Raw genomic sequence first — 26,640 nt, forward strand, 5'->3', positions numbered from 1 at the left:
TAATGCATTAAAAAGAATGCACGCGATAGCAAAAAACATATTGCAGGGGCAGGACTTGCCCCTGTGGAGAAAAACCGCGGCGTTCAACGAGCAGGCTTTCTTATTGTTGCCTTTTGTGTTTAGATCGGTATATCTTTATTTTTTATTTAAAGGAGACAGCGTTATGAGTTTATTGGTCGTTGGTTCTGTTGCATTTGATACAGTTGAAACCCCATTTGGCAGGGCAGAGGACGTACTCGGTGGCTCTGCAACATATTTTTCAACATCCGCCAGTTTTTTTACGGATGTAAAATTGGTTGCTGTTGTAGGCATGGATTTCCCGGAGAAGCATATAGAGTTTCTTAAGCAGAGAAAGATAGATATAACCGGACTTCAGCGGGCAAAAGGGAAAACGTTCCGATGGGAAGGAAAGTATGATTTTGATCTTAATAATGCCAAAACACTTGATACCCAGCTTAATGTGTTTGCTTCATTCAATCCTCACATTCCCAAAGAATACAGGGACACCGATTATGTATTTCTCGCTAACATCGATCCAGAGCTTCAGCTTGAAGTGTTAAAACAGATAAAAGAACCAAAACTTGTAGCATGTGATACAATGAATTTCTGGATCCAGAGAAAACCCGATGAATTAAAAAAAACAATCCGGCATGTGGATATCCTTACCATTAATGAGGCAGAGGCCAGGGAACTTGCACAAGAAGTAAATCTGGTGAAGGCTGCAAAAGCGATCATGTCTTATGGTCCCAAAACAATTATTGTGAAACGCGGTGAATACGGAGCGATTATGTTTTCCGACCACAGCATATTTTCAGCACCCGCTTATCCACTTGAAATGGTTTTTGATCCTACCGGAGCTGGAGATAGTTTTGCGGGCGGTTTTATGGGTTATCTTTCAAAAATCGATGGTATGTCTGATAAAAACATCCGGCAGGCCATAATTATGGGAAGTGTTATGGCATCATTCGATGTTGAAGATTTCAGTCTTAATCGTATGAAAAAACTCACGCATCATGACATTGAAAAACGATTTATGGAATTTAAACACCTCACGATATTTGAAACCATATAGATGCAAGGTTTCATCCTTTTACGTCAGCGTGACTGCCAAATTTTGCCTCCATACCGGTTTTACCTATCGCATTTTTTGAGTTAATCTTGTGTCATTCGGGAACAATTCTAATGCCTTATTCAAAAAATCCTGTGCATTTTTTCTTAACCCCTGTTCCTTATATATACGGATTATTTTGACATAGCCATCTTCATATCGCGGATTCATCATGATAGCCATTTTGTATGATAATAAAGCGTTATACCAGTCTTTATCCTTTCCATATAAATTACCGAGCATTACATAAAACGAATAATCGGAGGGTATATAGTAGATTGCATTCTTTAATGTTTGTATCGCCATACCGGATCTGCCTGTTGATACGTAAAGATTTGTAAGAAGTTCGTAAGCCTGTTTGTTTTTTTTATCTTTATCTATAATTTCATGCAACAGTCCGATTGCACCTGTTACATCATTTACCCTGGCTTTTAAAGAAGCTTCATAAAATAGTATGGTTGTATTTGTTACACCTAATGATTCTATCTGTTTCAGCGCCTTCATACTATCAGGGATTATCCCTACGAGTGTGTGGAGATAGCGGTCTGCATGTATATTATCGGATACTATAAGCCGTTTTAATATCTTTATTGCCTGTTTGTTTTCCCCTTGCTTTATGAATGTATTAGCAAGCACCCATTCCCCGTCCTTAAGCTCCTCGGCCAGCTTCCATACTCTTTGTTCGTTAACCCCGTGTGATATAAGTTCGGCAATTGTGTTCCGTACGTAAGGAGGATATATATTACATGCCCTTCTGTAATACGATATTGCTTTACCGGCGTTCCCGTGTTCGAGTTCAAGGGATGCAAGCCTTAATGCAAGAGATGCGTTTGTGGGATCAAGACTTAATGACTTTTGTGTATATATGACGGCACTGTCTATATTTCCCTCATACTCATAAAGTGCCCCGATATCTTCAGGGTAATATGGATTCCATGTGCACAAAGTCTGAGAGATCTTCATCTGGACTATTGCATCATCAAGCTCGTGCTGCTTTCCATCTCTTATGAATGACTGAAATAATGCCTCTCCATATATGTTATGAAGTTTATCCGTGTTTAGGAATTTCAATGATTTTATTAATGTTTGTTTGGCATCGGCTATTTTGTCCTGCTCAAAAAATGCCCTTCCCTTTTTATACAGATAATCCCCATAAATCGCCCTCACACATAAAATCGATAAGGTTAAAAATAAAACGATAGAAATAATACCCATGGAGATGCGAACTCTGGCAGATAATTTTTTAACATAATCTGGCGGAAAGTTGTTGTTATGAAATTGTAAGACTGAAAGTGTTGCAGACATAAGCAATAGAGCAGAAATCAAATTGGATGGAACGATAATACCGAAATCGACGAAATTATGAAAGATTAAAAACAGGGTAGAGGTTAATCCCGCCCAGATTATTAACTTTTTAAAATTTGATTTTGTACTCCTTATCCCCTTGATCAGGGAATATATCCATAAAACGATTATCCATAAAATAATAGCAATCCCGATACCGCCGGTATCATCAGCGATCTCTATAAAAACATTATGAGCATGATTGACAAGGTACAATATGCCGGCAGGCCTGAATCTGTGAAATGCGTCTTCATATGTTCCTGCTCCCCATCCAATAAACGGATGTAGCATAAACATCTTTACAGAACCAGACCAGATGCCCAGCCTTTGAGAAGCGCTGAGCATAAATAACTTGCTGAACATTCTTTGTTCAAAAGGATAAAGACTCAGTACAAACATACCAGCTGCTATTACCGCTACGAGCATTACAACCGCTGTCTTTTTGTTATAAAGCCGGAGCCACGGGGCAATGAGAAATGTGATGGATATCGCAAGAATAAATGAGATGTACCCCCCTCTTGAAACAGACAATAAAAATCCAATTCCAATAACAAGTACCGCCGATATCATAAACAGTCTTTTTTTTAACACATCCCTTTTGTACATGCTTAAAGCAAGTGCATATGGCAGCAGCATACCGGTAAGCATTGCGATATGATCATGATTAACAAGCCAGCCGGAGAAAACCATATTGTGCGTTTTAAAGTGGGAAAAATATACGATCACGTATATCAAAAGCAAAAAAACATTTGTGTAGAGTACAGCTTCTATAAGCAGTTTACTTAGATTAAGACTGCCGTAAGAAGCGTAAATATAAATTAAAAAAAAGATTATCATTGATTCTGCAAAAAACGATTCAAAAACGTACCTCTGATTGCTCTGCCTTATTATCAATGCCTGTATCAAAAGGTATGCAAATAGTGTGATAACGGGAAACAGCATATTGAATTTTGGATAATTTAAAAAGCCTTCTGAGATCCATTGTATTAAGACGAGCATTGAGAGCAAAGACACGCCCAACACTATAAGCAGCTTATCCATTAAAAACGGTGAACCGTAATGTAATGATGTCCCTGCAATAAAAAATATACCGAATAAAATTATTATTCTTTTTATCATACTTTACAAATTGAATTATTCCATTTATAGCATATATTTAAGTGGAGTTACTAATGGAAAAAGAAAAATTAAAAGAATTCCAGCAAATCCTTTTAAGGATGAAGCAGGATATACTTAATGACGCTTCAGAGCTATCAAATAATTTTCAAAACGGCGCAAATGTCCAGGAAAGGATCCCGGATACAAACGACAGGGCTTCTATGGAATCCGATTCAAGATTACTGTTAAGACTAAATGATAGGAACAGAAAGCTGATATTAAAAATAGAAGAATCCTTGAAAAAGATTAAACAGGGCAGTTACGGTGTATGTGAGATATGCGGTGAAGAGATCTCCGAAGAAAGATTGAGGCTGAGGCCTGTAACAACCCAATGCATAAGCTGCAAAACGGAGCTTGAGGGTAACGAAAAGCTTTTAAAAAAGACTACAAAAAAATAGCATAGATCGTTTTTTGGCAGAACAAAAGGAGGAAATATGGGCACAGGGGCATGGATACTATTAATAGCAGTTTTGACGATAGCATTCTGGGCAATTGCAATTTATAACGGGTTTGTAAGAATGAATGCAGGGATTGAAAATTCATACAAGCAGATCGATGTTCAACTAAAAAGAAGATACGATTTAATCCCGAACCTTGTTGAATCCGTCAAAGGCTATATGAAGTTCGAAAAGGAAACACTTGAGTCTGTCATAAATGCAAGGTCAAAGGCAATGACATCGCCTCCGGGTACGGATAAATTTGCTGCTGAGGGGGCTTTATCGGGTGCTTTGTCAAAGTTGTTTGCTGTTGCAGAAAATTACCCCGATCTTAAATCAAACACAGAGGTCCAAACATTGATGGAGGAGCTGAGGACAACCGAAAACCAGCTCGCATTCTCGAGGCAGTACTACAATGACAGTGTAATGAGATTTAATACAAAAACGATGCAGTTTCCTGCAAACATCATAGCAGGCATGTTTAACTTTAAGCCCAAAACTTATTTTCATGTTGAGGAAGCAGCAAAAATAACCCCAAAGGTTGACCTGAACATCGGTGCGTAAATAATATTTATATTATAATTGCCCAGTCCTGTTTGCAACGAGATGACTACTTGAAATGATGAATTATAAAAATCATAATTACGAACAGCTAATGTTTCTCGCCATAAAGCTCGCTAAAAAGGCGCAGGGTATGACATCCCCCAACCCGCTTGTTGGTGCTGTTATCATAGATGGGAAAGGCAGGATCATCGGCAAAGGGTTTCATAGTAGGGCAGGACAGCCACATGCTGAGATAACCGCTTTAAGGGATGCCGGTAAAATGCCGGCAGGCAGTACAATGGTTGTGACACTGGAGCCGTGCAATCATTTTGGGAAAACACCCCCATGCTCACTCGCGATTAAAAATGCTGGGATTAAAAGGGTTGTTATAGCGAATCGTGACCCAAATCCTGATGTAAAAGGCGGCGGAATCAAATATCTTAGAAGAGCAGGTATTGAGGTTGTAACAGGTATTTGCAGCGGAGAAGCAAAAAAGATGAACGAAGATTATTTTAAGCATGTGACAACTAAATTGCCTTATGTTCATGCAAAGATCGCAGCAGGACTTGATGGAAAGATGGCCGCTTCTGACGGTACATCAAAGTGGATCACATCTGATCTGGCAAGGAAATTTGCACACAGGTTAAGGAATACAGTAGATGCAATTGTTGTAGGTATTGGAACGATAGAAAAAGATGATCCGGAACTTACCGTTAGGTTTGTGAAGCCAAGACAAAGGATACTTTACAGGGTTGTATTTGATACACATTTAAGTATCCCTATTAATGCAAGGGTTATAAAAAATCAAAATAATATGTACAGAACAATGGTCATTACATCATCGCATGATCAGGCATTGATACACAGGTTGGAGGAAACAGGTGTTGAGGTTGTTTTTGCAAATATGAAGGAAGGGCACGTATCAACAGGCAATGCATTGTCTATCCTTGGCAAAAGGTTTATGTCCATACTTGTAGAGGGCGGGGCCGGTATGCTCGGCAGCTTTATGAGGGGACATCTTGTTGACAAGTTGCACTTTTTCATAGCGCCAAAAATTATAGGCGAAGACGGGCTTTACCCCTTTAAAGGTTTATCATTGAATAATATAGATAATGCAATCAAACTTAGAGATATAACTATAAATACGAAGAAACTCAAAGGAGAGTTTTTTGTAGAAGGTTATCCTGTCTGGATGTAGGGGGCAGCCTGTCAATAGGTGCCCCCTATGCCACCTTGTTCAATCTTGATCTTTGACATCACACATCTATACTATTATACTGATCTGTTATGATTAAAGAATTATTATTCAATTTTGAAAAAGAATTAACTTTCCTCTCAGATGCAGGCACTGGGGATAGTAGCTATCCGATGACCGGGCAACAGGGTGTTGCTCAGATGCAATCATGCCATATAAAAGCATCGGAGACATCTTTTAGAGCTATTCTGTTATCGGAGTATATAAAAAACTTTCACAAACGTGCTTTTGTAATAACTCCCTCAGGTGAATATGCAGAAAAACTTGCACAGGAGCTTTCATGGTTATTAGGCTCCGGTACGGGAGTTAAAGTGTTTCCCTCATGGGAGATAATGCCGTACAATGGTATATTCCCTACGGTAGAGATACAGGCAGAAAGAATTACGGTTATCAGTGAACATGTATGCTACAAAAACAACGAAGTGATCATAGCATCTGCAAAGGCATTGATGCCGCGATTGCCGGCACGCGATACTATAGAATCCTTTAGCCTTATTATCAAAACAGGCGGTAACTATTCCCTTGGTGAGATATCGGAAAGGCTTATTAAGCTTGGCTATAACAGGCAGACAACGGCAACGTCTATCGGGGAATTCAGCATAAGAGGCGGTATACTGGATATATATCCTCCAAATACCGATTATCCTGTCAGGATTGAAATGTTCTCCAACACTGCCGAATCAATAAGATACTATATGTCTATTGATCAAAGATCCTTTGAAAAAATAGATGACATCTACATACCGCCTGTTACAGAATTTTTAGAACAAACGATATACAATAGAGTCACCTCACCGGAGGAAATCCAGTATAAAGAATCATCCACTATCTTTGATTACATCAACATTGATTCAGACATAATTATTATCAACCCGGAGGAAGTTGATAATACAATTGAGATATATACAGAAGATATCCATAAGTATCATAGGCAGGCTACAGAAGAACAGCGCAAGGTTAATGATGCCGATGCAATGTTTGTTACAATAAATGAACTCAATGATGCCATAAAAAAACACAAGGTTATCGCAATAAGTGCATCAGGCTCTGCTCATGCACCAATGATTGATACGGATAAAGCCTTACCCTTGGAAGATTTAGAATTGTTATCGCAGTCAGGGGAGAATAAACTTTATGCTGCCTATGAGTACATCAAACACCTTACAAGAAAACATACATTAAATGTGCTTGTAATGAATGGCATGGAACATGTTGAGCACATAAAGCAGCTTCTTGAAAAGGATGATATCCGGGTTAATATAATTGATGAAGCATACCCTGAATGTCTTTCAAGGCTTAAACCGGGTATTAATATAATATACGGATTAATTACAGCTGGTTTTATTTATAATGATATACCCTTTGTATCGGAGTGGGACCTTTTTAAAAGGAAATTAAGGAAAAGCCGTAAGCACATTTATCACGGTGAGCCATTAAACCTTGATGAATTAAAATTCGGCACATACATTGTACATAGAGAATATGGTATAGGCAGACTTAAGGGTATAACGGTAATGGAGGTTGAATCACAGAAGAACGAGTTAATAGAGATTGAGTACAAAGATGAGGCAAAGCTATACCTGCCTGTAGAGCGGGCGAATATGCTCAGTCAGTATATACCATCATCCGATATCGTTCCTGTACTTGACAGGCTTGGCGGGAATGGTTTTCTGAACAGGATCAAAAAGATAAAAAACAGGCTGTACGAGATAGCCAATGAGTTTATGAATAATCAGGCTATAAGAGAAGTAAAGGGAGGTTATAGCTTTTCTGCTCCGGATACGATATTTCATGCATTCGAAGATGATTTTCCATACGAAGAAACAGCCGATCAAAAGAGGGCAATAGAAGAAGTTATAGATGATATGCTCAGCAGTAAGGCAATGGACAGATTGATATGCGGTGATTCGGGTTATGGTAAAACGGAAATTGCCATGCGGGCAGCCTTCAAGGCTGTCATGGATAATAAACAAGTAGCTTTGCTCGCACCTACGACAATACTTTCAGAACAGCATTACAGGGTTTTTTTAGAAAGATTTAAAAAATATCCTGTAAAGATTGAGTTGTTGAACCGTTTTAAAAATCCTGTACAGAAAAAGAAGATCATAAACGAGCTTGCAAAAGGAACAATAGACATATTAATCGGGACACATGCAATACTTAAAGGATCCGTACGATTCAAGTCCCTCGGATTGATTATTATAGATGAAGAACATAAATTCGGTGTTGATCATAAAGAGGCTTTAAAAAAGTTTAATCCTTCTGCAGATATACTTGTAATAACAGCAACCCCTATTCCAAGAACATTAAAAATGGCACTTACAGGCATTAAGGATATAAGCATAATAACGACCCCGCCTTCTGACAGGAAGATGTCTCAGTATTATATAATGAAGTATGATGAATACAGCATAAGAAATATTATAATCAAGGAGCTTGAGCGCAAGGGGCAGGTTTTTGTAATAAATAGAGAGATAAGGGGGCTTGAGCAACTTGCGGATAGAATAAAAAACATTGTTCCCGCGGCATCCATTGCAGTGGCGCACGGGCAATTGCCTTCAAAAAGGCTTGAAGAAATGATGCGGCAGTTTATACTAAAAGACATCAATGTTCTTGTGAGTACCGCTATCGTTGAATCTGGCATTGATATACCTTCAGCCAATACGATCATCATAAATGATGCGGATATGTTTGGGACATCGGAGCTTTATCAACTAAAAGGCAGAGTAGGACGATCGGATCAAACAGGCTATGTATATTTTATCTTACCATTAAAAAGGTCTGTGTCCCAGCAGGCTATTTCAAGGTTGAAACTTGTAGCATCATCATCAGAAATGAGCTCCGGATTTAAACTTGCAATGCATGATATGGAAATGCGGGGTGCCGGCAATATTGTCGGCAAGGCACAATCAGGGCAAATAGATGCAATAGGACTCGAATTTTATTCGGAGCTGATGAAAGAAGCCATATCGAGCATTAAAGGTGAAGATATCGAAGAGGAAATCGAGCCAAAAATTAATTTTCCCGTGCCTGCCTATATACCAGATTCCTATATTAATGACCCTGAGCTGAGGCTTATGTTTTACAGGAGGCTTTCAGGCTCTGACGAAAAAACACTTTATGACATAATAGATGAGATCAAGGATAGATTTGGCACTATACCATCAGAGCTTGAAATGCTATTAAAAATTATTAGAATAAAGCTATTAATGAAAAAGATTAAAGCAACAAAGCTTGATAGACTTGTTAATAATTTTAGATTAACATTTTCACAAAGCACGCCGATAAAAGTTGAACACATTGTTAAATTGGTCAATGAAAGGATTATAAGTGTTCTAGAACAAAAACATACGCAAATTCTATTTGAGCCTATTAATACAAAAGGTATCGGCGGTGTTTTAAAGATACTCGAATTCCTATCATCAAAGGTGGAGCAATAGTTTATGAAAAGACTTCTAATTATTATAGCCTTAATACCGGCAATGATCGGTTGTAGGAATGGTACATCGATGGCTCTTAGTAGCGGTGTGGTTGCCAATATCGGAAAACATAAAGTAACATTGGAAGAATTCAAAAAGCGTTTAAATGTATTTGCAGCAGAAACGGGTGTTAATCCGAATCGTATTTCAAAGGATATTGTACTTGCCAATCTGAACGAACTGATAAACACTAAATTGCTCCTCGACCAAGCAAAAAAGTCGGGAATATCGGTTACCACAGAAGAAATCAACAAAGAGCTGAGCAATTTAAAACAGGGCTATACGGAAACGCAGTTCGATAAGATATTCATAGAAAAGCTTATTGATAAACGTCTATGGTTAAAACAGTTGCAAGAACATCTTATAATAAAGAAGCTTCTTGCCTCGCATTTTTCTGCCATCACCGTAAACGGTGCAGCGATTAAAGACTACTATGATACACATAGAAAAGATTTCTCCGAACCGGAGATGATACATGCAATGCAGATGCAGTTCAAATCCATGGATGATGCACAGAACGCTTTGAATCTGCTTAATTCAGGGCAGAGTTTTACCAGCATTGCCAATAAATACTCGATAAGCCCTGATGCAAGTTCAGGCGGTGATATGGGATGGCTTTCCGTAAAAGAACTGCCAGGCGAGTTTGTTGATGTATTGGCCACCCTGCCTGCCGGCAAAAATAGCGGCATAGTAAAAACAAGATTCGGGTACCAGATATTTTTAGTTGCGGCAAAGCTTCCCGGACATACAAAATCACTGGATGAATCAGAAGATGAAATTGCAGGTATACTTAAAAATCAAATGATGGATAAAGAACTCTCCCAATGGCTGCAGCAGCTACGTACCGAAGAGGATGTGAATATAAATTATGAACTTTTAAAAAGGGCAGGATTGATATGAGATATATGAAAATTTTATTGTTGATTACGGGCTTATTTGCAATTATGGGTGCAAAAAAAAGTGTTATGAATGCCGTTGTTGCAGTTGTTAACGGCAGACCTATCACCCTGTACGATGTTCAACAGAGAGCTAAAATAATAAAACAAAGGAATAATCCAGGTATTACCGATTATCAAAAGCATGCATTAGACGAGTTGATAGATGACGATATTATTTACGATGAATTGAAAAGTCTTGGTACGACAATAACAAATTTTGATATTGATAACGCAGTAAAACAGATGGCTCAAGGGAATGGGGTATCCCTGGACGCATTAAAGGCAGATTTGGCAAGCAAGGGTATAAGCTTCGATGCTTATAAAGATGCGTTAAAAAGCGAGGTCGCAAAATCAAAGCTTGTTAGTTATAAATTCAGGACGGAAGTCGCTGTATCGGGAGACGACATACATAGATATTATGCGGAGCATAAGGAGCAATTTGTAAAGGGTAAAGAGGCGGGATTAAAGCACATATTGATTTCTCTTCCGCAAAATGCATCAAAAGAGCAGAACTCAGCTGCACTTAAAAAAGCCCGGATGATCATATCTAAAATTAAGAACGGCGAACCTTTTACAGCACTCGCGATGATATACTCTGATGATAATGCGACCAAAAACAACGGCGGTGAACTCGGCTATGTAGAACAGGGAACTTTATACCCAATACTTGATAAGGCTATATTTAATGCTAAACCTGGCGAATTACTTGGACCATTTCAAACCCCAAGCGGTTATGAGATTATACTTGTAGAAGACATAAGATCCGAAAAGGAACTTCCTTTAAGAGATGTCGAAAATAGGATTAAAAATGCAATCTATCTTAAAAAACTTGATGAATCGCTTAATAATTGGCTATTGACAAAGAAACAAAAAACTACGATCATAATATATAAAGATTTACTATAATACTGGAGGTATAAATGGAATTACCAAAAATAGGCATAACTATGGGTGATCCTACAGGTGTTGGGCCTGAGGTAATAGTTAAGTCCTATCTTGAACCTAAAATAACAAACGAATGCATTCCTGTCGTACTTGGCGATGCCAATGTTATGAAAAAGACGATAAGTGATTTGAAGGCAAAAATAGAACTGAATGTCATATCTGTTGACGATATTAAAACACTGAAGCCGTCCGCGAAAACAATGTACTTGATAAAACTATCGAATTTGGATCCTTCCCGGCTCAAGGTTGGCAGGCCTGATAAGATTGCCGCCAAGATGATGGTAACATACATAAAGGAGGCTGTCAGACTTGCAATGCTCGGTTCTATAAGTGCAATGGTTACTGCCCCTATCAATAAGGCTGCTATAAATAATGCAGGGTTTAGATATGCAGGGCATACGGAGCTGCTTGCAGAGATAACAAGAACAGAGGATTACTGTATGATGCTTGTGGGGAAGAAGCTTAAAGTATCACTTGTAACGACGCATTCACCAATCAGGGAAGTGCCTGGCATGCTGACCCCAGGACTGGTGTTTAAAACGATAAAACTCTCCTACGATGCACTTGTTGATTACTTTAATATCAAGAATCCGAAAATTGCAATCGTAGCACTTAATCCTCATGCAGGAGAGGACGGACTATTTGGTGTTGAAGAAAAAGAATTGATAATACCGGGGATTAAAAAGGCAGAGAATATGGGCATACAGGTATTTGGTCCGCTTCCAGCTGATACAGCATTCTATTTTGCCTATAAAACTAAATACGATATTGTTGTAGGCATATACCACGATCAGGCTTTGATTCCATTAAAGGTGGTAAACTTTGATGATGCTGTTAATGTAACTCTCGGGCTTCCGATTATTAGAACATCCGTTGATCATGGAACCGCTTACGATATATCCGGTAAAGGCATTGCCAATCCGGAGAGTATGAAAGCCGCTATACTGCTTGCGGGTAAAATGGCAGGCATTAAAATGAAAAAACAACATGATGGGAGTATGTAATTATACGGATCACGGATTTGAGTAACGGTATTTACGGGTTTAAAATCCGCTTCGATTTCTTATTACATTTTCGGATTAAGGTAAGACGTAATTCTAATTAGCAGAGAGGATGCATGGATCGCATCATTGTAAGAGGTGCAAGAGAACATAATCTTCAGAATATCGACGTTGAGATTCCAAGAGATCGATTTGTAGTTATTACCGGTGTTTCCGGCTCAGGCAAAAGTACACTTGCTTTTGATACAATATACGCGGAAGGACAGCGTAGGTATGTGGAATCTTTATCTTCGTATGCAAGACAGTTTCTCGGGCAGATGAACAAATCGGATGTTGACTCAATTGAAGGACTATCTCCTGCAATATCAATAGAACAAAGATCCTTAAGCCACAATCCTCGATCAACTGTAGGGACAATAACAGAGATATACGATTATTTAAGAGTACTCTATGCAAGAATTGGAATACCGCACTGTCCGCAATGCGGCAAGGAACTTGTTTCACAGAGTGTCGATCAGATGGTTGATCAGATTTTATCTCTTGAAAAAGGCACTCGCATACTGATAATGTCACCGGTTGTCAGGGGTGATAAGGGAGAGTTTAAGAAAGAGCTTATACAATGGAGAAAAGCGGGATATACTAAAGCGAAGATAGATGAAAAAATAGTTGAGATACAGGACGAGGTTCATCTCGATAAGAATAAAAAACATAAAATATCTATCGTTGTGGACAGGATTGCCATTGACGAACAGATGAGATCAAGGATCGCTGATTCGATTGAAGTCGGCACTTCACTTGCAAACGGAATTATCGAGATAGAACTTATTGATAAAAATCAGATATTAATCATGAGCCAGAGGTTTGCATGTGTAGACTGTGGCATAAATCTCTCCGAACTGGCGCCGCGGATATTTTCTTTTAACAGTCCCTACGGTGCATGCCCACATTGTGACGGCATAGGGTATCTTGTTGATTTTACGCCAGATCTTATAGTACCGGATAAGACGCTTTCAATCAATCAAGGCGTAATAGTTCCATGGCGCAGAAGAACAGGTTTTTATTTTCGCGAAATGTTACATACGCTCCATGATCAATTGGATATTGATCTCGATATACCTTTTCAGGATTTACCGGAAGTTGTCAGACACATAATACTCTATGGGACCAATGCAATTGAAGAACCGCCTCAATCAAAAAAGTATAAAAAATATACATACACCTTTGAGGGGGTAATCCCATATCTCAAGAGGAAGTATAACGAAGAGGATGACCCGTTTATATTATCCGAACTTGAGAAATATCTCCAGTATAAAACGTGCCCTGTTTGTAATGGCGCAAGGCTTAAGAAGGAAAGCCTTGCAGTTACAGTAGGGGGTAAAAACATTTATGAGTTTACGCAGATGAGCGTTGAACAGGCATCAGGCTTTATCAATAAACTTGCCTTAAATCAAAAGCAGGCCATTATATCTGAAAGGCTTATTAAAGAAATAAACAGCCGCATACAATTTATGTATGATGTCGGGCTTGACTACATTAGTCTTGACAGGATGGCATCTACTTTATCGGGCGGAGAGTATCAACGTATAAAGCTTGCAACACAGGTCGGCTCAGGGCTTGTGGGTGTACTCTACATACTTGATGAACCAACCATTGGTCTGCATCAACGGGACAACAGAAAATTGATCAATACTCTTTTGAAGATGCGGGATCTGGGGAATACGGTTATTGTTGTTGAACATGATCCAGATACAATCGTATCCGCTGATTATGTAATTGATATGGGGCCTGGCGCGGGTCATAAGGGCGGCAGGATAGTTGCTAAAGGTACTCCGGAAGAGATAATGGATAACGATGCATCACTTACAGGAAAGTACTTATCGGGTAAATGCTCTATTGTGATTCCACAAAAGCGCAGACCCATCAATAGAGGATATATAAAAATATATGATGCGCATATTAACAATCTTAAGCATATCGATATTGCCTTTCCGATCGGGGTATTCACATGCGTAACAGGGGTATCCGGTTCAGGGAAAAGCAGCCTTGTCGTAGATACGCTTTATAATGTTCTTTATCAAAAACTTTATAACCCAACGGGTGTAACTGTTAAATATAGAAAGATCGAAGGCGTTGAGCTTGTTGACAAGGTTATACAGATTGATCAATCGCCTATAGGAAGAACACCCAGATCTAATGCCGTAACATACACAGGGGTATTCGATCATATACGGGATATATTTGCCCAAACTGTAGAAGCAAGGGCAAGAGGCTATGAAAAAGGCAGGTTCAGTTTTAACCTAAAAGGCGGAAGATGCGAGGTATGTGAGGGACAGGGTGTTATAAAAATAGAAATGCACTTTCTTCCAGATCTCTATATTCAATGTGATGCATGCAAGGGGAAAAGGTACAACAGAGAAACGCTGGAGGTATATTATAAAGGCAAAAGTATCGCCGGCATTCTTGACATGTCTATAGAAGAGGCTATCGAGTTCTTCGCAAATATTGCGACCATAAAAGAGAAACTGCAAACACTTTATGAGGTAGGACTTGATTACCTAAAACTCGGACAGCCTGCCACAACACTCTCCGGCGGAGAGGCTCAGAGAATAAAGCTTGCAAAAGAGTTAAGCAAAAGAAGCACAGGCAAGACCATATATATACTTGATGAGCCTACAACCGGCCTACATTTTGAAGATGTCAAAAAGCTTCTAAATGTACTAAACCGTCTTGTTGACGAGGGTAATACGGTTATAGTGATAGAGCATAATCTCGATGTAATAAAATCCGCCGATTATATCGTTGATCTGGGACCCGAAGGCGGCGAAAAGGGCGGTTACATTGTAGCTAAAGGCACACCGGAACAGATCATACAGATCGATACATCGTACACCGGAGAATATCTAAAACCAATACTTGTACATAAACAATAATACTCAAACCTTTAATTCCGCTCACTCCACTGTAACCCAGATAGGATTTGAGAATGCAAATCCGCCATTGTTTGTAAAAACCTCAATTCTGTAGAAGCCGGAGTCATCGGGATGGTATTTGTAATTTATTGAAGGTTCATCAAATATTTTAAGTATATATCCATTCTTGAACAGTATGATCCTCTGCATATCAATCTCATCGTCAGGTGCACCGGCATGCTGCAGATACGCAATATGCATGTCAAGAGGTTGTCCTTTTTTTATAGTTAGTTCAGAGCCCATTGGCTGCCCATTGATCATAAAAGCAATCATCGGTCCATTTGTGCCATAAAACACACCATTCCTGAAACCATTCTCTATTGCAGCTAATGTAAATGACGCTGCATATACATAATCTCTGTATGTTCCTATCGCATAAGGCGTATGAGCATCTGAATCAGCTATGCCGTAAAGGTGCAAACCTTTTCTGTTCAATTCATCCCATTTGTCAAATGCCTTTATACTGTCCGGATCCATTGGGATCTTTGCGCCATTCAGCACCTCAATACCATTATAGCCGGTTATATTATAATCTCTCCATTTCTTCATATCAATGAACGGATGGTTGATAAAAAACATACCCCCCTGTTTTTTTACGTCATCGATCCAATGCTGGGGCGGCAAAAACTCATAAACCTTCTTATGTATAAACTGTGCATTTGCATGTCCCCAATATGGGTTTGCTATCTCTTCTCCGGGGATACATATAAAATCTTTTGTTGACAATGTCCTGCACGCATTTGCCTGTGAAAATGTATTGTAATCCGTGAGGCTGACTATGTCCAGTCCCTTCGCCTTTGCAGCTTCCACCATGTTGGTAACAGGATAATTCTGAAAATTAAAACTGTAGGTAGAATGATTATGCATATCTGCACTATACCATCCCGAACCGTTTGAGAATACCTTTGTCCATGCACCTTCTGCATAACTGCCGTTTACAATCACAGCAGGATATATGTAAAAGCTCCCTCCCGTTTTTGGAGTTATTTTAAATGTAAAATGCTTTATTCTTCCGGGCATGATGTATACAAAACCGGTGTATGGGTCACTGGTATGGACATTGTCTGTTGTAAATACAATGACATTTGAAATGAGTTCTTTAGTATCTGTTATGTTTTTAACATAAACATTATACATAACAGGTTTATTTTGCAGCGTGAAAATATTTTCCGGTGATGCTGTTATGTCAACGCCGTGTTGAAGTGCGGTAAAATGTTTATACTGGCTATCGGCAACCTTTTTATAATCCATGCCTGTAGTTGATCTCGTTGATATTACCCTTTTAAGAAGAAAAGGCTTATTACTTATATCAACATGGGAATAAACACTCGCAATCCAATTCCATTCATACATAATGTACGGTGGATCGTTTTCACCAAGATAATAAAAACCTATAAGCTGATTTGCCCTGCCGATCATCGCAATATAAGGTTTCTGTGGAGATACGGCGTCCCTTGGTCCTGTAAAAATATCCCCGACACCAGGTATATAAAACCAGATAGATCGGGTATTCGTCTTTATTCTATCCCCTATCTGTACGAATGTATGTTTTTTTGTAGAGCTTATGTCTGAGGTGATGAACACGGTATCAGAATCAGACACACTGTATGTGGTCTGAACATGTATATATGGATGTGATTTTACAAAACCCGAGAAAGTAACTGCTGTGACCTCACCGCCTGCTTTGAATACCCGGGATGTTTTATAGCTGATCACCTCTGTTCTGAGCTTCCTCTCCGCCATTGGATCCTTTAAAAGAATATACGGTGCGTAAAGATCTGTTATTGTTCCTATCCATGCTCCATTTGAGAGATAATTAAGATTTCCATGATTATTTATTCCGGCTACAAGATTGCCGCGTCTTAAAACGGTATCCTTTTTGAGTGTATCGGCGGGGGATATGGTATATCTGTATATAACCTTATGCCAGTCCTCGGGCCATATAAACCATGTCATTATTACAACAACGGCAAGTGCGATGATCGCTAAAAGTATCTTACGCATAATTAGCTAAAAATAATCTCTTGAGTATAATTGTCAAGCTGTTTTCGTTTCTTGTCCATACCGGGTTTTATCTTTATAAAAATGACAGAGACTCCCATGGTTGGAACAAATTTATCAGATAATGTTATTCAAAACTCTCTCTTAATTAATTTCCTTACCCGCTTCTAACGGGGTGAAGCCGCGTCTTTTTTAACGCTGTTTGCAGCGGGGAGCACATTGACAGTCTTGCTCGTAACCAATGCTGTCCCTATGCCGTGCTCATACACCATTCTGCCGCCGTAACTTGCTCCGAATCCGATGATACCCGCTGCCAGGGTAAACAGGGCCAATCGTACAATACGGTACCTGTTTTTCATGACCAATGTCCAAAGCGCAGCGGCAATGGCAATGGAACCACCCGTTCCCTCCAGATCCCCGTGGATATCGATCAGGTGGCTGACGGATGCAGGATGCGGCACGCTGTCCCCTGCCAGCGAACCCGTTATCATTGCTGCTATTGCAGCCAGGGCGGCAATGACGATAAGATTTGTGGAAGTTGTGTCAAACGCGTCCCGTTTGAACAGCCAGTAGAGTACTTCGAACAGCAGTGCGCTCAAGGTCAAAGCTATCGGAAAGTGAACAAACAATGGGTGTATGTTTTGCATAGTATCCTCCTTTAACAGGCTTCATACCACATTTATGCGTTTATTCAAAGGAACGGATGCTGATCTGGCACTTTACAAAAGATAGCAGGAATCCCTTAATTTTCCGTATGTCTCTTCGATTCCATCTCCGCTGCATGGATGAAATTATTAAGCCGGAGACTTATAAGTCTTGGGCCTGGTCTGGAGGCTATAAGGGGTTAGTCCGTAATTATTACAACATTACCCGAGGACAATGCGTTAACGGCTTTTCGATCTTGTTCTAATTTTGCTGCATCCGGGTTATCTATAACGATATTACTTCCGGAATTCCCCGATGTCTTTATAGCTTTTATGTAAACATCCCCTGCCTGAGATGTTGTTGTTAAATCATAACTTACCATCCCATTATTTATCAGCTCGGTTTTATTGACGCTACCGGCGGTATAGAGATCCACGTCATGCTGATCCAAAACCTTTATAAACATTACAGGCTTCAGCCCTATTCCCCTTGCATCAATAATAAGCCTTTTTTTTGAAACATTATTAGCGGTACCTGACCATGGCTTTGCTTTTACGTAAGCGTTGATAAAAATGGCTGCAATACCTTTTATTCCATAAAACGGCACCCTAATCTTAACACTGTAAACGCCATTATTTGCATGCTCTTCAAAAGGTTTAACCCGCGCAATTATACCTTTTAATCTATAAAATAATCTTGTATCTTTTGAGATAAAATCACTTACACTTTTATCCCCGTCCAGATTCATTTTTTCGATCATCTCTATAGCCACGGCATGTGCATCAATCAAAGCAGCCCTCCTTGCCATGGAAATGCATATCTTTTTATTATAACCATTTATTATTTTGCCCTTGCCGTACGCTATTGCATATCCCTGCCCCCAGTTTATATAACCGTAAGCATTTTTTACTATAAGTGGTGCTGAACTGCTTGAATCGGTGAATGCGCTGACCGCAGTTATACCCTGCACATGTGCAGAACCCTTTGAATTGATAGTCGCTTCTGTAAATCCGGTTTCTGTTTGTGCATAAGCAATTGATGCCCACACAAGCATAATGATTAAAAATGCAGGTCTTTTCATATACACTCCAACATCTGCCCTACAGGTGTTTTATAACTGCCATGTGCGTTTTATCATTAAATAATGACAGAAGATCATTTATTGATGCAGACATCTGTTCTTTTATGCCTATGAACTTTTTTATCGTATCTATCCTTAATAAGGATGCTTCGATCCGATCCTTATTTATCATACCATTGTTTATGGTTCTATCAAGCTCCTGCATAATGTTTTCAAATTCCTGCGGCGTGGTGTTGCTGAGCATTATCATATCGGCATCCGCATTCAATGCATTTACTAAAGCTTCAAAAGGCGTGTAGTGCTTGGATATCGCACCCATTTTCATGTCATCGGTAAGTATTATACCATTGAACCCAATCTCTTTTCTTAATATCTCGTGAATGAATTTATTTGATATGGATACGGGGGCATCATCGACGGCTTTAAATATTGTATGTGATGCCATAATACTGCCAACATAGTTTTTCGCTACATGTATGAATGGTCTAATATGATGAGTCAGTGTTTCCATATTTATATTTATAGAGACACTTTCTTTATGCGGATCAACCTGTGTATCCGTATGTCCTGGAAAATGTTTTGCGCACGCTATGATCCCGTTATCCTGCATACCTGCAATAATGCTTGCACCTATTTCTTCTATTATAAGGACATCATCGGAGAATGCGCGATCGCCTATAACCCCGTCTTCTTTAATAGAGAGATCTATTACGGGCATAAGGTTCATATTGAACCCGGCCATCGAAAGCTCATCCGCCATCATTTTACCGTACTCATACATAAGCTTTATATCGTTATGTTTAATGTATGATTCACCGATCTTTTTTGCAGATGGAAGTCTTGTAAATGGATGCTTTAACCTTTGGACCCTGCCACCCTCCTGATCAACAGCTATGATCGGGGTAAAACCATCTTCGAGACCGTGCAGCGATTGATTCAGCATAATTATTTGCTCGGGGTCTTTCAGGTTTCTATCAAAAAGCACAAAACCGCCGATACCATATTTTTTTATTAAGGGCTCAAAGTCTATGGGTAATTTTATCCCTTCAAATCCGATCATTAAAAGTCTTCCGGCCTTCATATCCTACCTTTCATATATTGCTCTTAATTTGTCTCCTATATCATTAAACAAAACTACAATAACTGTCAATGTAATACCGGGGAATATTGCCATCCATGGTGATACCATTATAACAGATATCGCTTCATAAAGCATCTTACCAAGACTCGGTGTTGAAGGACTTGATAAACCGAGGAATGACAGGCTTGCTTCGGAAATAATCACAACGGCTATGCCGAACGATGCTTCAACGATCAGAGGCTCAATAATGTTCGGCAGTATATCAGAGAGAAAGATACTTATTCCATGCTTGGCAAGGGCTTTTGATGCAAGTATATAATCGCCGTGCTTTATGGACATAACCATTGCCCTGCTATATCGCGCATACCCAACCCAGCCAGCTGCTGTAAGTGCTATTATGATATTAACGGTGCTTGGTCCCATAACACCTGCGATAGCGATTGAGAGTAATAGACCGGGGAAAGCCATTAAGATGTCGATAATGCGGGATATGATTACATCCGTAATACCGCCGGCATAACCTGAGATACAGCCGACAGGCACGCCAATCATTATAGAGATAGCAACTACAATAACACCTATTGCCAGTGATGTCCTGATCCCGTAGATTACACGGCTGAGTATATCCCTGCCAAGTTCATCCCTTCCCATTGGAGAAGTCAAACACGGAGCTTCATACGATAACGGCAATACCTGTTTGTAAGGTTTATGCGGGCTTATCTCGGGGGCAAGTATCCCGATGAACGCCAGACACATTAACATAAAGACGCTGCTTTTTAGTCCTTTCATAACTTCTGTATCATCCTTGGGTCCGCAATATAATATATGATATCGGTGATCAAATTGATTGTTACATACACGAATGCAACTACGAGCACATCCCCGCTCAGCAGCGGATAATCCCTGGTCATAACACTATCAACAAGCAGCCTTCCCATTCCAGGCCATGAGAATACCGTTTCTGTTACGATTGCACCAGACAATAAAAGTCCAAACTGCATACCGATAAGCGTTATTACAGGAACGAGCGTTGCCTTTAAGGTATGGATGAACAGGTTTCTTTTAACGCTTATCCCTTTGGCAAGGTTCATTGCAAAGTTATCCTGATTTATAGCCTTTATTGCATTAGCCCTTATCATACGGATAGTGATTGCACTCATTCCGATAGCAAGCGTAAGACCGGGAAGTATTATTGATGAGACAGAATCAGCTCCCGCAACGGGCAGGATATTGAGCTTTATGGCGAACAGCATAATAAGCATAATTCCTATCCAGAAATTCGGTAAGGATATACCGAGTATTGATACACCCGATACAAATTTATCAAGCCATTTATCATGTTCATATCCCGAAATGAGTCCCAGGGGGATGGATATAATAAGAGAAAGGAGCATTGCGAATACCGCAAGTACGAATGTATATTTGAATCTTTCAAAAACAAGCCCTGCAACGGGCTTTTTATAATATATGGATGTACCAAGATTCCCATGTAAAAGATCGTCGAGAAATAAAACATACTGTGTTGATATGGGTTTATCGAGATTAAGCGAACTCCTTGTTTGTTCGATCTCCTGTTTTGTAGCATAATCGCCAAGCATGAGAACGACCGGATCCCCGGGAACGAGATGAATAAGCAAAAAAGTAAACGTAACAACACCAAGAACGGTTGGTATAAATAATAAAAGTCTTAACAATATAAATCTGTACATCTAATAATACTTATCAAAAGCGGCCGATCATAGCAATATGGATCGTACATGACGGGGATTTCGTGGCCAGGTTTTATCTTTATATGACAACCGATTCTGTGGAAAAATATTGGTGAGCGGTCATTCTCGTTTTATAAAGCAGCAAATCCGGCATTAAACTATGATCGTCCTATTGTATTCGTCCAGAGAAACAATTTTAGGGGTTATGAGGTTAGGTGTTTTTAAAATATTAATTAATGAAACAGAAAGATGTATATCAAGGGAATAGCGGCAACCCCTGCTATTGAAAATATAAGTCCGATAACGAAACTCAACGGCATATAATCTAACTTAATCTCGTGTATGCCTTTTGGAACAAATACCCCCTGAAACGCATAATCTGTTCTTATGACCTTTGACTTCCTACCGTCAATATAGGCATGCCAGCCGGGGAAATACGTGTTGCTTATTACAAGCAGCCCGGGTGAAGCTGTATCAACATGCAGCTTTATATAATTTGGTGTGTATTTATCGAATGAGACATTATTGTCCGGTGGAGCGGCAGCTGCTACATTGCCAGGTGTAAATGAGGCATACTTTGCATCTTCTTTGAATATAACGGCCGTATCACTTAACTGTGATGCATACTGCCTTACAAGTTCGAAGGCCTCATCGTGCGTATCTGCGATCTTGTAGTCATACACCATGAATGCCCTGTTGAATACGTACGGGTTCTCATAAAGTGTAAAGCCGTTGTACCCCATTATCGGCTTGAACGAACCGACGGACATTCCCATGCCGATGTCATATCCGCCAATATCGTATTCTTGATTTGAGTTATAAAATACCTTTGGTCTTGGCGATGTTACGATAAATTTAACATTTAAAAAATTTATTATAAATGGTTCGCTGAAAAAGTTTAAAGCAAATTTATCATACCATTTTACACCCATTGTATCATAGTTTCGGGGATCTTCTATATCATAAAAAGTATTTATGTCTGCACCCCATGCTTCCAAACGATTTTTCGTTATCGCTATAGATCGGAAGTGCCCCTGTTCTTGTTTTATCCTGTTTATAATAGGATTGGTTGGATAAAAGTATTTATAAGTTCCTCCGGAAAATCCTGTCATTGTTAAACCCGTTGTCATAAACACAAATATACCTAAAAGTATTGCTTTGATATTATTGTTTTTAATCCTTATTAAGAAAAACAGTATTACCAATATCACCACATTAATAATTATCATTGGTTTTATATTCATCAAAGTATAATATTTACGATGTATTATGAGCAGGACAAACATTAAAATCAATGTAATATATATTGCTGTGTTGATTGTTTTAGACTTAATTTTCTGTTTAAATATTTCATCAAGATATAGAGAACCTGCTATAATTAAACAGTATCCTGAAAAAACCCATAGATATTGTTTTTCAGAAACATTAAGTAGCGGAATTGCAGAAACAATATTATTAACTAAGGGTACATTGAATGGTATGATAAAAGTTATGAACGATAATACACTTATTGCCTTAACAAATTTACTATCAAAAGACTTCATTATTCCAGAAATGCCGAATATGAATAGAGGTATACCGATATAGATGGGTATAATTAGTTCAGAATCGCTGTTACTTATTATACTTCCATTAAAAAACTTATTTAATACGGCTATACTAATCGTTAAGGAATGAAGTAATGAGCTTTGAATATAATTTCTAAATGCGAGTATAGCACTAAAATGCAGATATTCAATAAACGGCAACAATTGAATCGATGATATAAGAATACCGGCAGATATAACTAAACCTGTTTTCCCTATAATAAGATATGCTTTTTTAGTAAATCCGTATTCACTAAATAGCCTTATCAAGAAATACATACCAATGACAAATACCATAAAGAATAGCATCTCAGGATGGCCTGCAAATACAGCGATAACAAATGCAAGCATTAATAAGCCATACCCTTTAAATCTATCGAAATGTTTTATTATAAGTTCTATCGACCATAATCCAAAGAAGAAACAAAACACTATTCCGCTCTGTGGATATTGGAACATAGCCATAAGTCCTGAATACATAGTAGCTATTGATGCAATAATGGATGCCCTATAATCTATTCCGATCTCCGATAAATAAAGATACGCAAACAGCCCGACCAAAAAGAATTTGAAGAAATATAAGAGCAATAGCCCCCATTTCCAATCAAAAAGATATACAAATATATTAAGGGGATAAAAAAATTCTGATTGCATATTTGCTATATACGGCGCACCACATCCATTATATGGGTTCCACAAAGGCAATTCATGATGTTTTAAAGATTCTTTGTTAAAATGCAACCATGGAAAGAATTGATAAAAAGGATCATAAGTCTCTACGCCTAAATTTGTTGGTAGTTTATGAGCAATTCTGAAAAAAGGATTAGGCTTTAAAGGAAAGATAAGATTATTTGTAAATATAGAACGTGAGAAGACGATTACAAATGTAAGAGCAAAGATGGTGCATGCTAAAAAAAGTTTGTGTTTATTCCCCATCGTCTATTTCATATACCAACAGTCAGGAAATTGCATGAGCCTGAAAACTGCATTTACCTACGACATGCTACCAGAGCCAATTCCATAAAACATCGCTAAGCGGTTCTGCCATTACACTCTCTCCTATTTTTGTCTTGTTCATTCAAATGTATTTTCCAGATTAAGCCATCAATATCCATATTCATTGCAAATATAATAGAAGCTATTGCCATCGTTGCTGTTTACAGCAGCGGTCGAACTATAGCTTGTTACCGTAAATTCATTATCCGCCGCTATTGTTATTCCCAATGCACCAGTTACAATTGCAGGCGTATCTTTGTAATTAACATTGCAAGCGAAATTTGTGTCTGGGAATGGATAAGAAAGTGTTATTGTTACACTACCATTTGTAAGATTACCAGTGCCAGCTTGGTAATTTGTTATTGTATTGGCTGTCACTGCATCACCCGTAAGACCACCTGTAACTTTCATCTGATTATTGTTTGTGTTGATCAGTAATGATTTACCAACAGTTTGAATGTCTCCTATTCCTGTACTACTTTCTGCATTAAAATTTATATAGGGGTTACCAGTAACTGTTAAATTTGGACTATTGTATACCGCAAGATATGGACTGCTGCCATTGTTTGTAAGGACTCCAGCATCATGATCCATGGTGATTTCATAACTGCCACTATCTATTACACCATTCTGAAACCACGAATCGGAAACCTTTATATATGTCGAGCTTGATATATACAAAGTTGGACTACCAGAGCCTGCTTCAATTGTAAGATGCCTGAAGCTAAACGTACCCTCGGTTACGTATTCGAGTACCATCTGATACGCAGTTGCGTTATTGACATTAAAGGTATTTGCAAAACCACCGTTGATAAATTTACCATTGAGAATGACAATACCATTCACGCCACCATAATCTGCATTAAGATCCGATATATGTAAACTACCAATAGTTTGACTTTGACTGTTATCGACATACACACTTGCAATATGTCCACATATAGATACACTGTCAATCAAAATACCTTTACCATTTGTACCAATATTAGTCCCACTAACAAATAAACCATATTGTGTATTCGAGCCACAAAAACCTCTAATGTTCTGGAAGGAGTTATCATAGCCAGTATCAGATATCAAGGTTCCTGTTATATAATTATGCAAGTTGTCTTGCAATGTTATATTTTTTAATGTTGATGTTGATGAGGAAAAATAAATCAAAGTTGTCATTGTAACCGAAGGAGATATAAATGAAGGACCTTGCAGACTAATTTGAAATCTTTCATAGGAAGATGGGATAATGATTGGTGTGGAAGGTTGACAAAATGATGGTAGTTTAATCACAAGATTTGTACCGCCATAAGGTGCTGCTGCTATTGCCTCTGATACACCGCAATCAGATGTACCCGGTGCATAAAAACCCGCATCTTCATATTCAGTTCCACTATTATAGACCGGCACATTTGATAATGCACCATTGGCACTAACAGTTACATAATCACCGGTGCTATCTGTTATGTAAGATATAGCTCCACTGCTACTTTCTGTAATAGGATTACCATTAAATGTCAGCCCTATGTTATCAATACCAAGTGTTCCCCATGCAGTAGATAGAGTATAGCCAGAGCCGGACACTGTTTCCGTCGCAGAGAATGTCTGCCCATTAGTAGAATACATATTTTTTCGATACATGGTTGAATCGCCTATCTCATTGTAAAATGTAGTTCCAACTATGGTACCAACGGAGCTTGCATAACTTTGCCCCGGAGGTGGAGCTATAAGTTCCCTGATACCACCATAATTACTCCCTACATTCAGCAAATTATTTGGGTCATACATGTACCAGATACCAGACCCATTTAAGATTAAACTATATGGAATGCTTACACCTTGCACTTGATTCCAGCCGGGCAAAGGCCAATTGGCCCAATTTCCTACAACCGATGTCCATGAGATCGGATCTCCTAGCCATGCGGGAAAACCATAAACAGGATTAGAGCTATTGTTGGGGGTTGTGAACGGGTTTGCTACAAATGATATACTCCCATTACTGCTCATAATTACAGCAGACTGTGTTAAAGTGGTACCTGTCACAGTGCCCCCATAGGAGGCTGTTGTACCGTTGCTTACAACTCCATTAGTACCTGTGATTGTTTGTGAACTTATAGGATTATTTGTATTTGTAATTGTGAAGGCAAGTCCAGTTGCTGTTACATTCCCGCCACTTATAGACAGAGTACTGCATAAATCAAGATTATCTGCATACAAGCAAGGAGAAAACAAAAGATCTACAAACAACCCCAAAATTACATACAACAGTTTTTGTGCGCAAAGCACACTCTTTGACCTTTTCATAGAGCCTCCATTTTTTATTGCCTCTATCATTCAACCCATTAATTAGGTTTAATAATCTAAAAGCCAATT

Annotated in this window: 18 protein-coding genes; 9 read left to right on the top strand and 9 right to left on the bottom strand. The window is 38.8% G+C overall.

The window, feature by feature from the left end:
* Positions 1-163 precede the first annotated feature (163 nt).
* Positions 164-1,072 carry a PfkB family carbohydrate kinase gene (locus M1381_10345; protein MCL4479481.1) on the top strand — a complete coding sequence of 303 codons (909 nt, stop codon included), beginning with the start codon at positions 164-166 and terminating at the stop codon, positions 1,070-1,072.
* Positions 1,073-1,135: 63 nt separating this feature from the next.
* Here the strand turns inward: M1381_10345 and M1381_10350 are convergent, their stop codons facing one another.
* On the bottom strand, positions 1,136-3,571 hold the full coding sequence (locus M1381_10350) for an O-antigen ligase family protein (protein MCL4479482.1): 2,436 nt from the start codon (positions 3,569-3,571) through the stop codon (positions 1,136-1,138).
* A gap of 53 nt (positions 3,572-3,624) precedes the next feature.
* Here M1381_10350 and dksA point away from each other — a divergent pair, with 53 nt between their 5' ends.
* The 8 genes from dksA to uvrA all read left to right on the top strand — a co-directional run bounded on the left by dksA (position 3,625) and on the right by uvrA (position 15,138).
* Positions 3,625-4,008: an RNA polymerase-binding protein DksA gene (gene dksA / locus M1381_10355; protein MCL4479483.1), complete on the top strand. Its 384-nt coding sequence runs from the start codon at positions 3,625-3,627 to the stop codon at positions 4,006-4,008.
* 36 nt (positions 4,009-4,044) lie between these two features.
* Complete coding sequence (locus M1381_10360; GenBank protein MCL4479484.1) at positions 4,045-4,611, top strand: LemA family protein; 567 nt, start codon at positions 4,045-4,047, stop codon at positions 4,609-4,611.
* A 55-nt stretch (positions 4,612-4,666) separates the two neighbouring features.
* Positions 4,667-5,788, top strand: coding sequence for a bifunctional diaminohydroxyphosphoribosylaminopyrimidine deaminase/5-amino-6-(5-phosphoribosylamino)uracil reductase RibD (gene ribD, locus M1381_10365; GenBank protein MCL4479485.1), 1,122 nt, complete (start codon positions 4,667-4,669; stop codon positions 5,786-5,788).
* An 89-nt stretch (positions 5,789-5,877) separates the two neighbouring features.
* Complete coding sequence (gene mfd / locus M1381_10370; protein ID MCL4479486.1) at positions 5,878-9,285, top strand: transcription-repair coupling factor; 3,408 nt, start codon at positions 5,878-5,880, stop codon at positions 9,283-9,285.
* 3 nt (positions 9,286-9,288) lie between these two features.
* Positions 9,289-10,224: a peptidyl-prolyl cis-trans isomerase gene (locus tag M1381_10375; GenBank protein ID MCL4479487.1), complete on the top strand. Its 936-nt coding sequence runs from the start codon at positions 9,289-9,291 to the stop codon at positions 10,222-10,224.
* The gene (locus M1381_10380) at positions 10,221-11,168 is read left to right on the top strand and encodes a peptidylprolyl isomerase (protein MCL4479488.1); all 948 of its coding nucleotides are present in this window, start codon (positions 10,221-10,223) and stop codon (positions 11,166-11,168) included. Before M1381_10375 ends, M1381_10380 begins: the two co-directional genes overlap by 4 nt.
* A gap of 14 nt (positions 11,169-11,182) precedes the next feature.
* Positions 11,183-12,211: a 4-hydroxythreonine-4-phosphate dehydrogenase PdxA gene (gene pdxA, locus M1381_10385; GenBank protein ID MCL4479489.1), complete on the top strand. Its 1,029-nt coding sequence runs from the start codon at positions 11,183-11,185 to the stop codon at positions 12,209-12,211.
* A 113-nt stretch (positions 12,212-12,324) separates the two neighbouring features.
* Positions 12,325-15,138, top strand: coding sequence for an excinuclease ABC subunit UvrA (uvrA, locus tag M1381_10390; protein MCL4479490.1), 2,814 nt, complete (start codon positions 12,325-12,327; stop codon positions 15,136-15,138).
* Between the two features lie 21 nt (positions 15,139-15,159).
* Here uvrA and M1381_10395 read toward each other — a convergent pair whose 3' ends face one another.
* From M1381_10395 to M1381_10430, 8 genes are all read right to left on the bottom strand, one after another.
* On the bottom strand, positions 15,160-17,181 hold the full coding sequence (locus M1381_10395; GenBank protein ID MCL4479491.1) for a CehA/McbA family metallohydrolase: 2,022 nt from the start codon (positions 17,179-17,181) through the stop codon (positions 15,160-15,162).
* A gap of 164 nt (positions 17,182-17,345) precedes the next feature.
* Complete coding sequence (locus M1381_10400; GenBank protein MCL4479492.1) at positions 17,346-17,669, bottom strand: hypothetical protein; 324 nt, start codon at positions 17,667-17,669, stop codon at positions 17,346-17,348.
* Between the two features lie 353 nt (positions 17,670-18,022).
* Positions 18,023-18,904, bottom strand: a complete 882-nt coding sequence (locus M1381_10405; GenBank protein MCL4479493.1) for a hypothetical protein — start codon at positions 18,902-18,904, stop codon at positions 18,023-18,025.
* 19 nt (positions 18,905-18,923) lie between these two features.
* Entirely contained in the window at positions 18,924-19,964 is a 1,041-nt protein-coding gene (gene nagZ / locus M1381_10410; protein ID MCL4479494.1) for a beta-N-acetylhexosaminidase, read from the bottom strand.
* Between the two features lie 24 nt (positions 19,965-19,988).
* Positions 19,989-20,774, bottom strand: a complete 786-nt coding sequence (locus tag M1381_10415) for an ABC transporter permease (GenBank protein MCL4479495.1) — start codon at positions 20,772-20,774, stop codon at positions 19,989-19,991.
* Complete coding sequence (locus M1381_10420) at positions 20,771-21,694, bottom strand: ABC transporter permease (protein ID MCL4479496.1); 924 nt, start codon at positions 21,692-21,694, stop codon at positions 20,771-20,773. Before M1381_10420 ends, M1381_10415 begins: the two co-directional genes overlap by 4 nt.
* A 233-nt stretch (positions 21,695-21,927) precedes the next feature.
* Entirely contained in the window at positions 21,928-24,216 is a 2,289-nt protein-coding gene (locus M1381_10425) for a YfhO family protein (protein ID MCL4479497.1), read from the bottom strand.
* 168 nt (positions 24,217-24,384) lie between these two features.
* On the bottom strand, positions 24,385-26,571 hold the full coding sequence (locus M1381_10430; protein ID MCL4479498.1) for a hypothetical protein: 2,187 nt from the start codon (positions 26,569-26,571) through the stop codon (positions 24,385-24,387).
* Positions 26,572-26,640: the final 69 nt, after the last annotated feature.

Source organism: Deltaproteobacteria bacterium (genome assembly GCA_023382265.1).
GTDB lineage: Bacteria > JAMCPX01 > JAMCPX01 > JAMCPX01 > JAMCPX01 > JAMCPX01.

Coding starts and splice junctions, on each gene's coding strand:
- M1381_10345 (MCL4479481.1), top strand. CDS start 164: ATGAGTTTATTGGTCGTTGGTTCTGTTGCATTTGATACAGTTGAAACC.
- M1381_10350 (MCL4479482.1), bottom strand. CDS start 3,571: ATGATAAAAAGAATAATAATTTTATTCGGTATATTTTTTATTGCAGGG.
- dksA (MCL4479483.1), top strand. CDS start 3,625: ATGGAAAAAGAAAAATTAAAAGAATTCCAGCAAATCCTTTTAAGGATG.
- M1381_10360 (MCL4479484.1), top strand. CDS start 4,045: ATGGGCACAGGGGCATGGATACTATTAATAGCAGTTTTGACGATAGCA.
- ribD (MCL4479485.1), top strand. CDS start 4,667: ATGATGAATTATAAAAATCATAATTACGAACAGCTAATGTTTCTCGCC.
- mfd (MCL4479486.1), top strand. CDS start 5,878: ATGATTAAAGAATTATTATTCAATTTTGAAAAAGAATTAACTTTCCTC.
- M1381_10375 (MCL4479487.1), top strand. CDS start 9,289: ATGAAAAGACTTCTAATTATTATAGCCTTAATACCGGCAATGATCGGT.
- M1381_10380 (MCL4479488.1), top strand. CDS start 10,221: ATGAGATATATGAAAATTTTATTGTTGATTACGGGCTTATTTGCAATT.
- pdxA (MCL4479489.1), top strand. CDS start 11,183: ATGGAATTACCAAAAATAGGCATAACTATGGGTGATCCTACAGGTGTT.
- uvrA (MCL4479490.1), top strand. CDS start 12,325: ATGGATCGCATCATTGTAAGAGGTGCAAGAGAACATAATCTTCAGAAT.
- M1381_10395 (MCL4479491.1), bottom strand. CDS start 17,181: ATGCGTAAGATACTTTTAGCGATCATCGCACTTGCCGTTGTTGTAATA.
- M1381_10400 (MCL4479492.1), bottom strand. CDS start 17,669: ATGATAACGGGTTCGCTGGCAGGGGACAGCGTGCCGCATCCTGCATCC.
- M1381_10405 (MCL4479493.1), bottom strand. CDS start 18,904: ATGAAAAGACCTGCATTTTTAATCATTATGCTTGTGTGGGCATCAATT.
- nagZ (MCL4479494.1), bottom strand. CDS start 19,964: ATGATCGGATTTGAAGGGATAAAATTACCCATAGACTTTGAGCCCTTA.
- M1381_10415 (MCL4479495.1), bottom strand. CDS start 20,774: ATGAAAGGACTAAAAAGCAGCGTCTTTATGTTAATGTGTCTGGCGTTC.
- M1381_10420 (MCL4479496.1), bottom strand. CDS start 21,694: ATGTACAGATTTATATTGTTAAGACTTTTATTATTTATACCAACCGTT.
- M1381_10425 (MCL4479497.1), bottom strand. CDS start 24,216: ATGGGGAATAAACACAAACTTTTTTTAGCATGCACCATCTTTGCTCTT.
- M1381_10430 (MCL4479498.1), bottom strand. CDS start 26,571: ATGAAAAGGTCAAAGAGTGTGCTTTGCGCACAAAAACTGTTGTATGTA.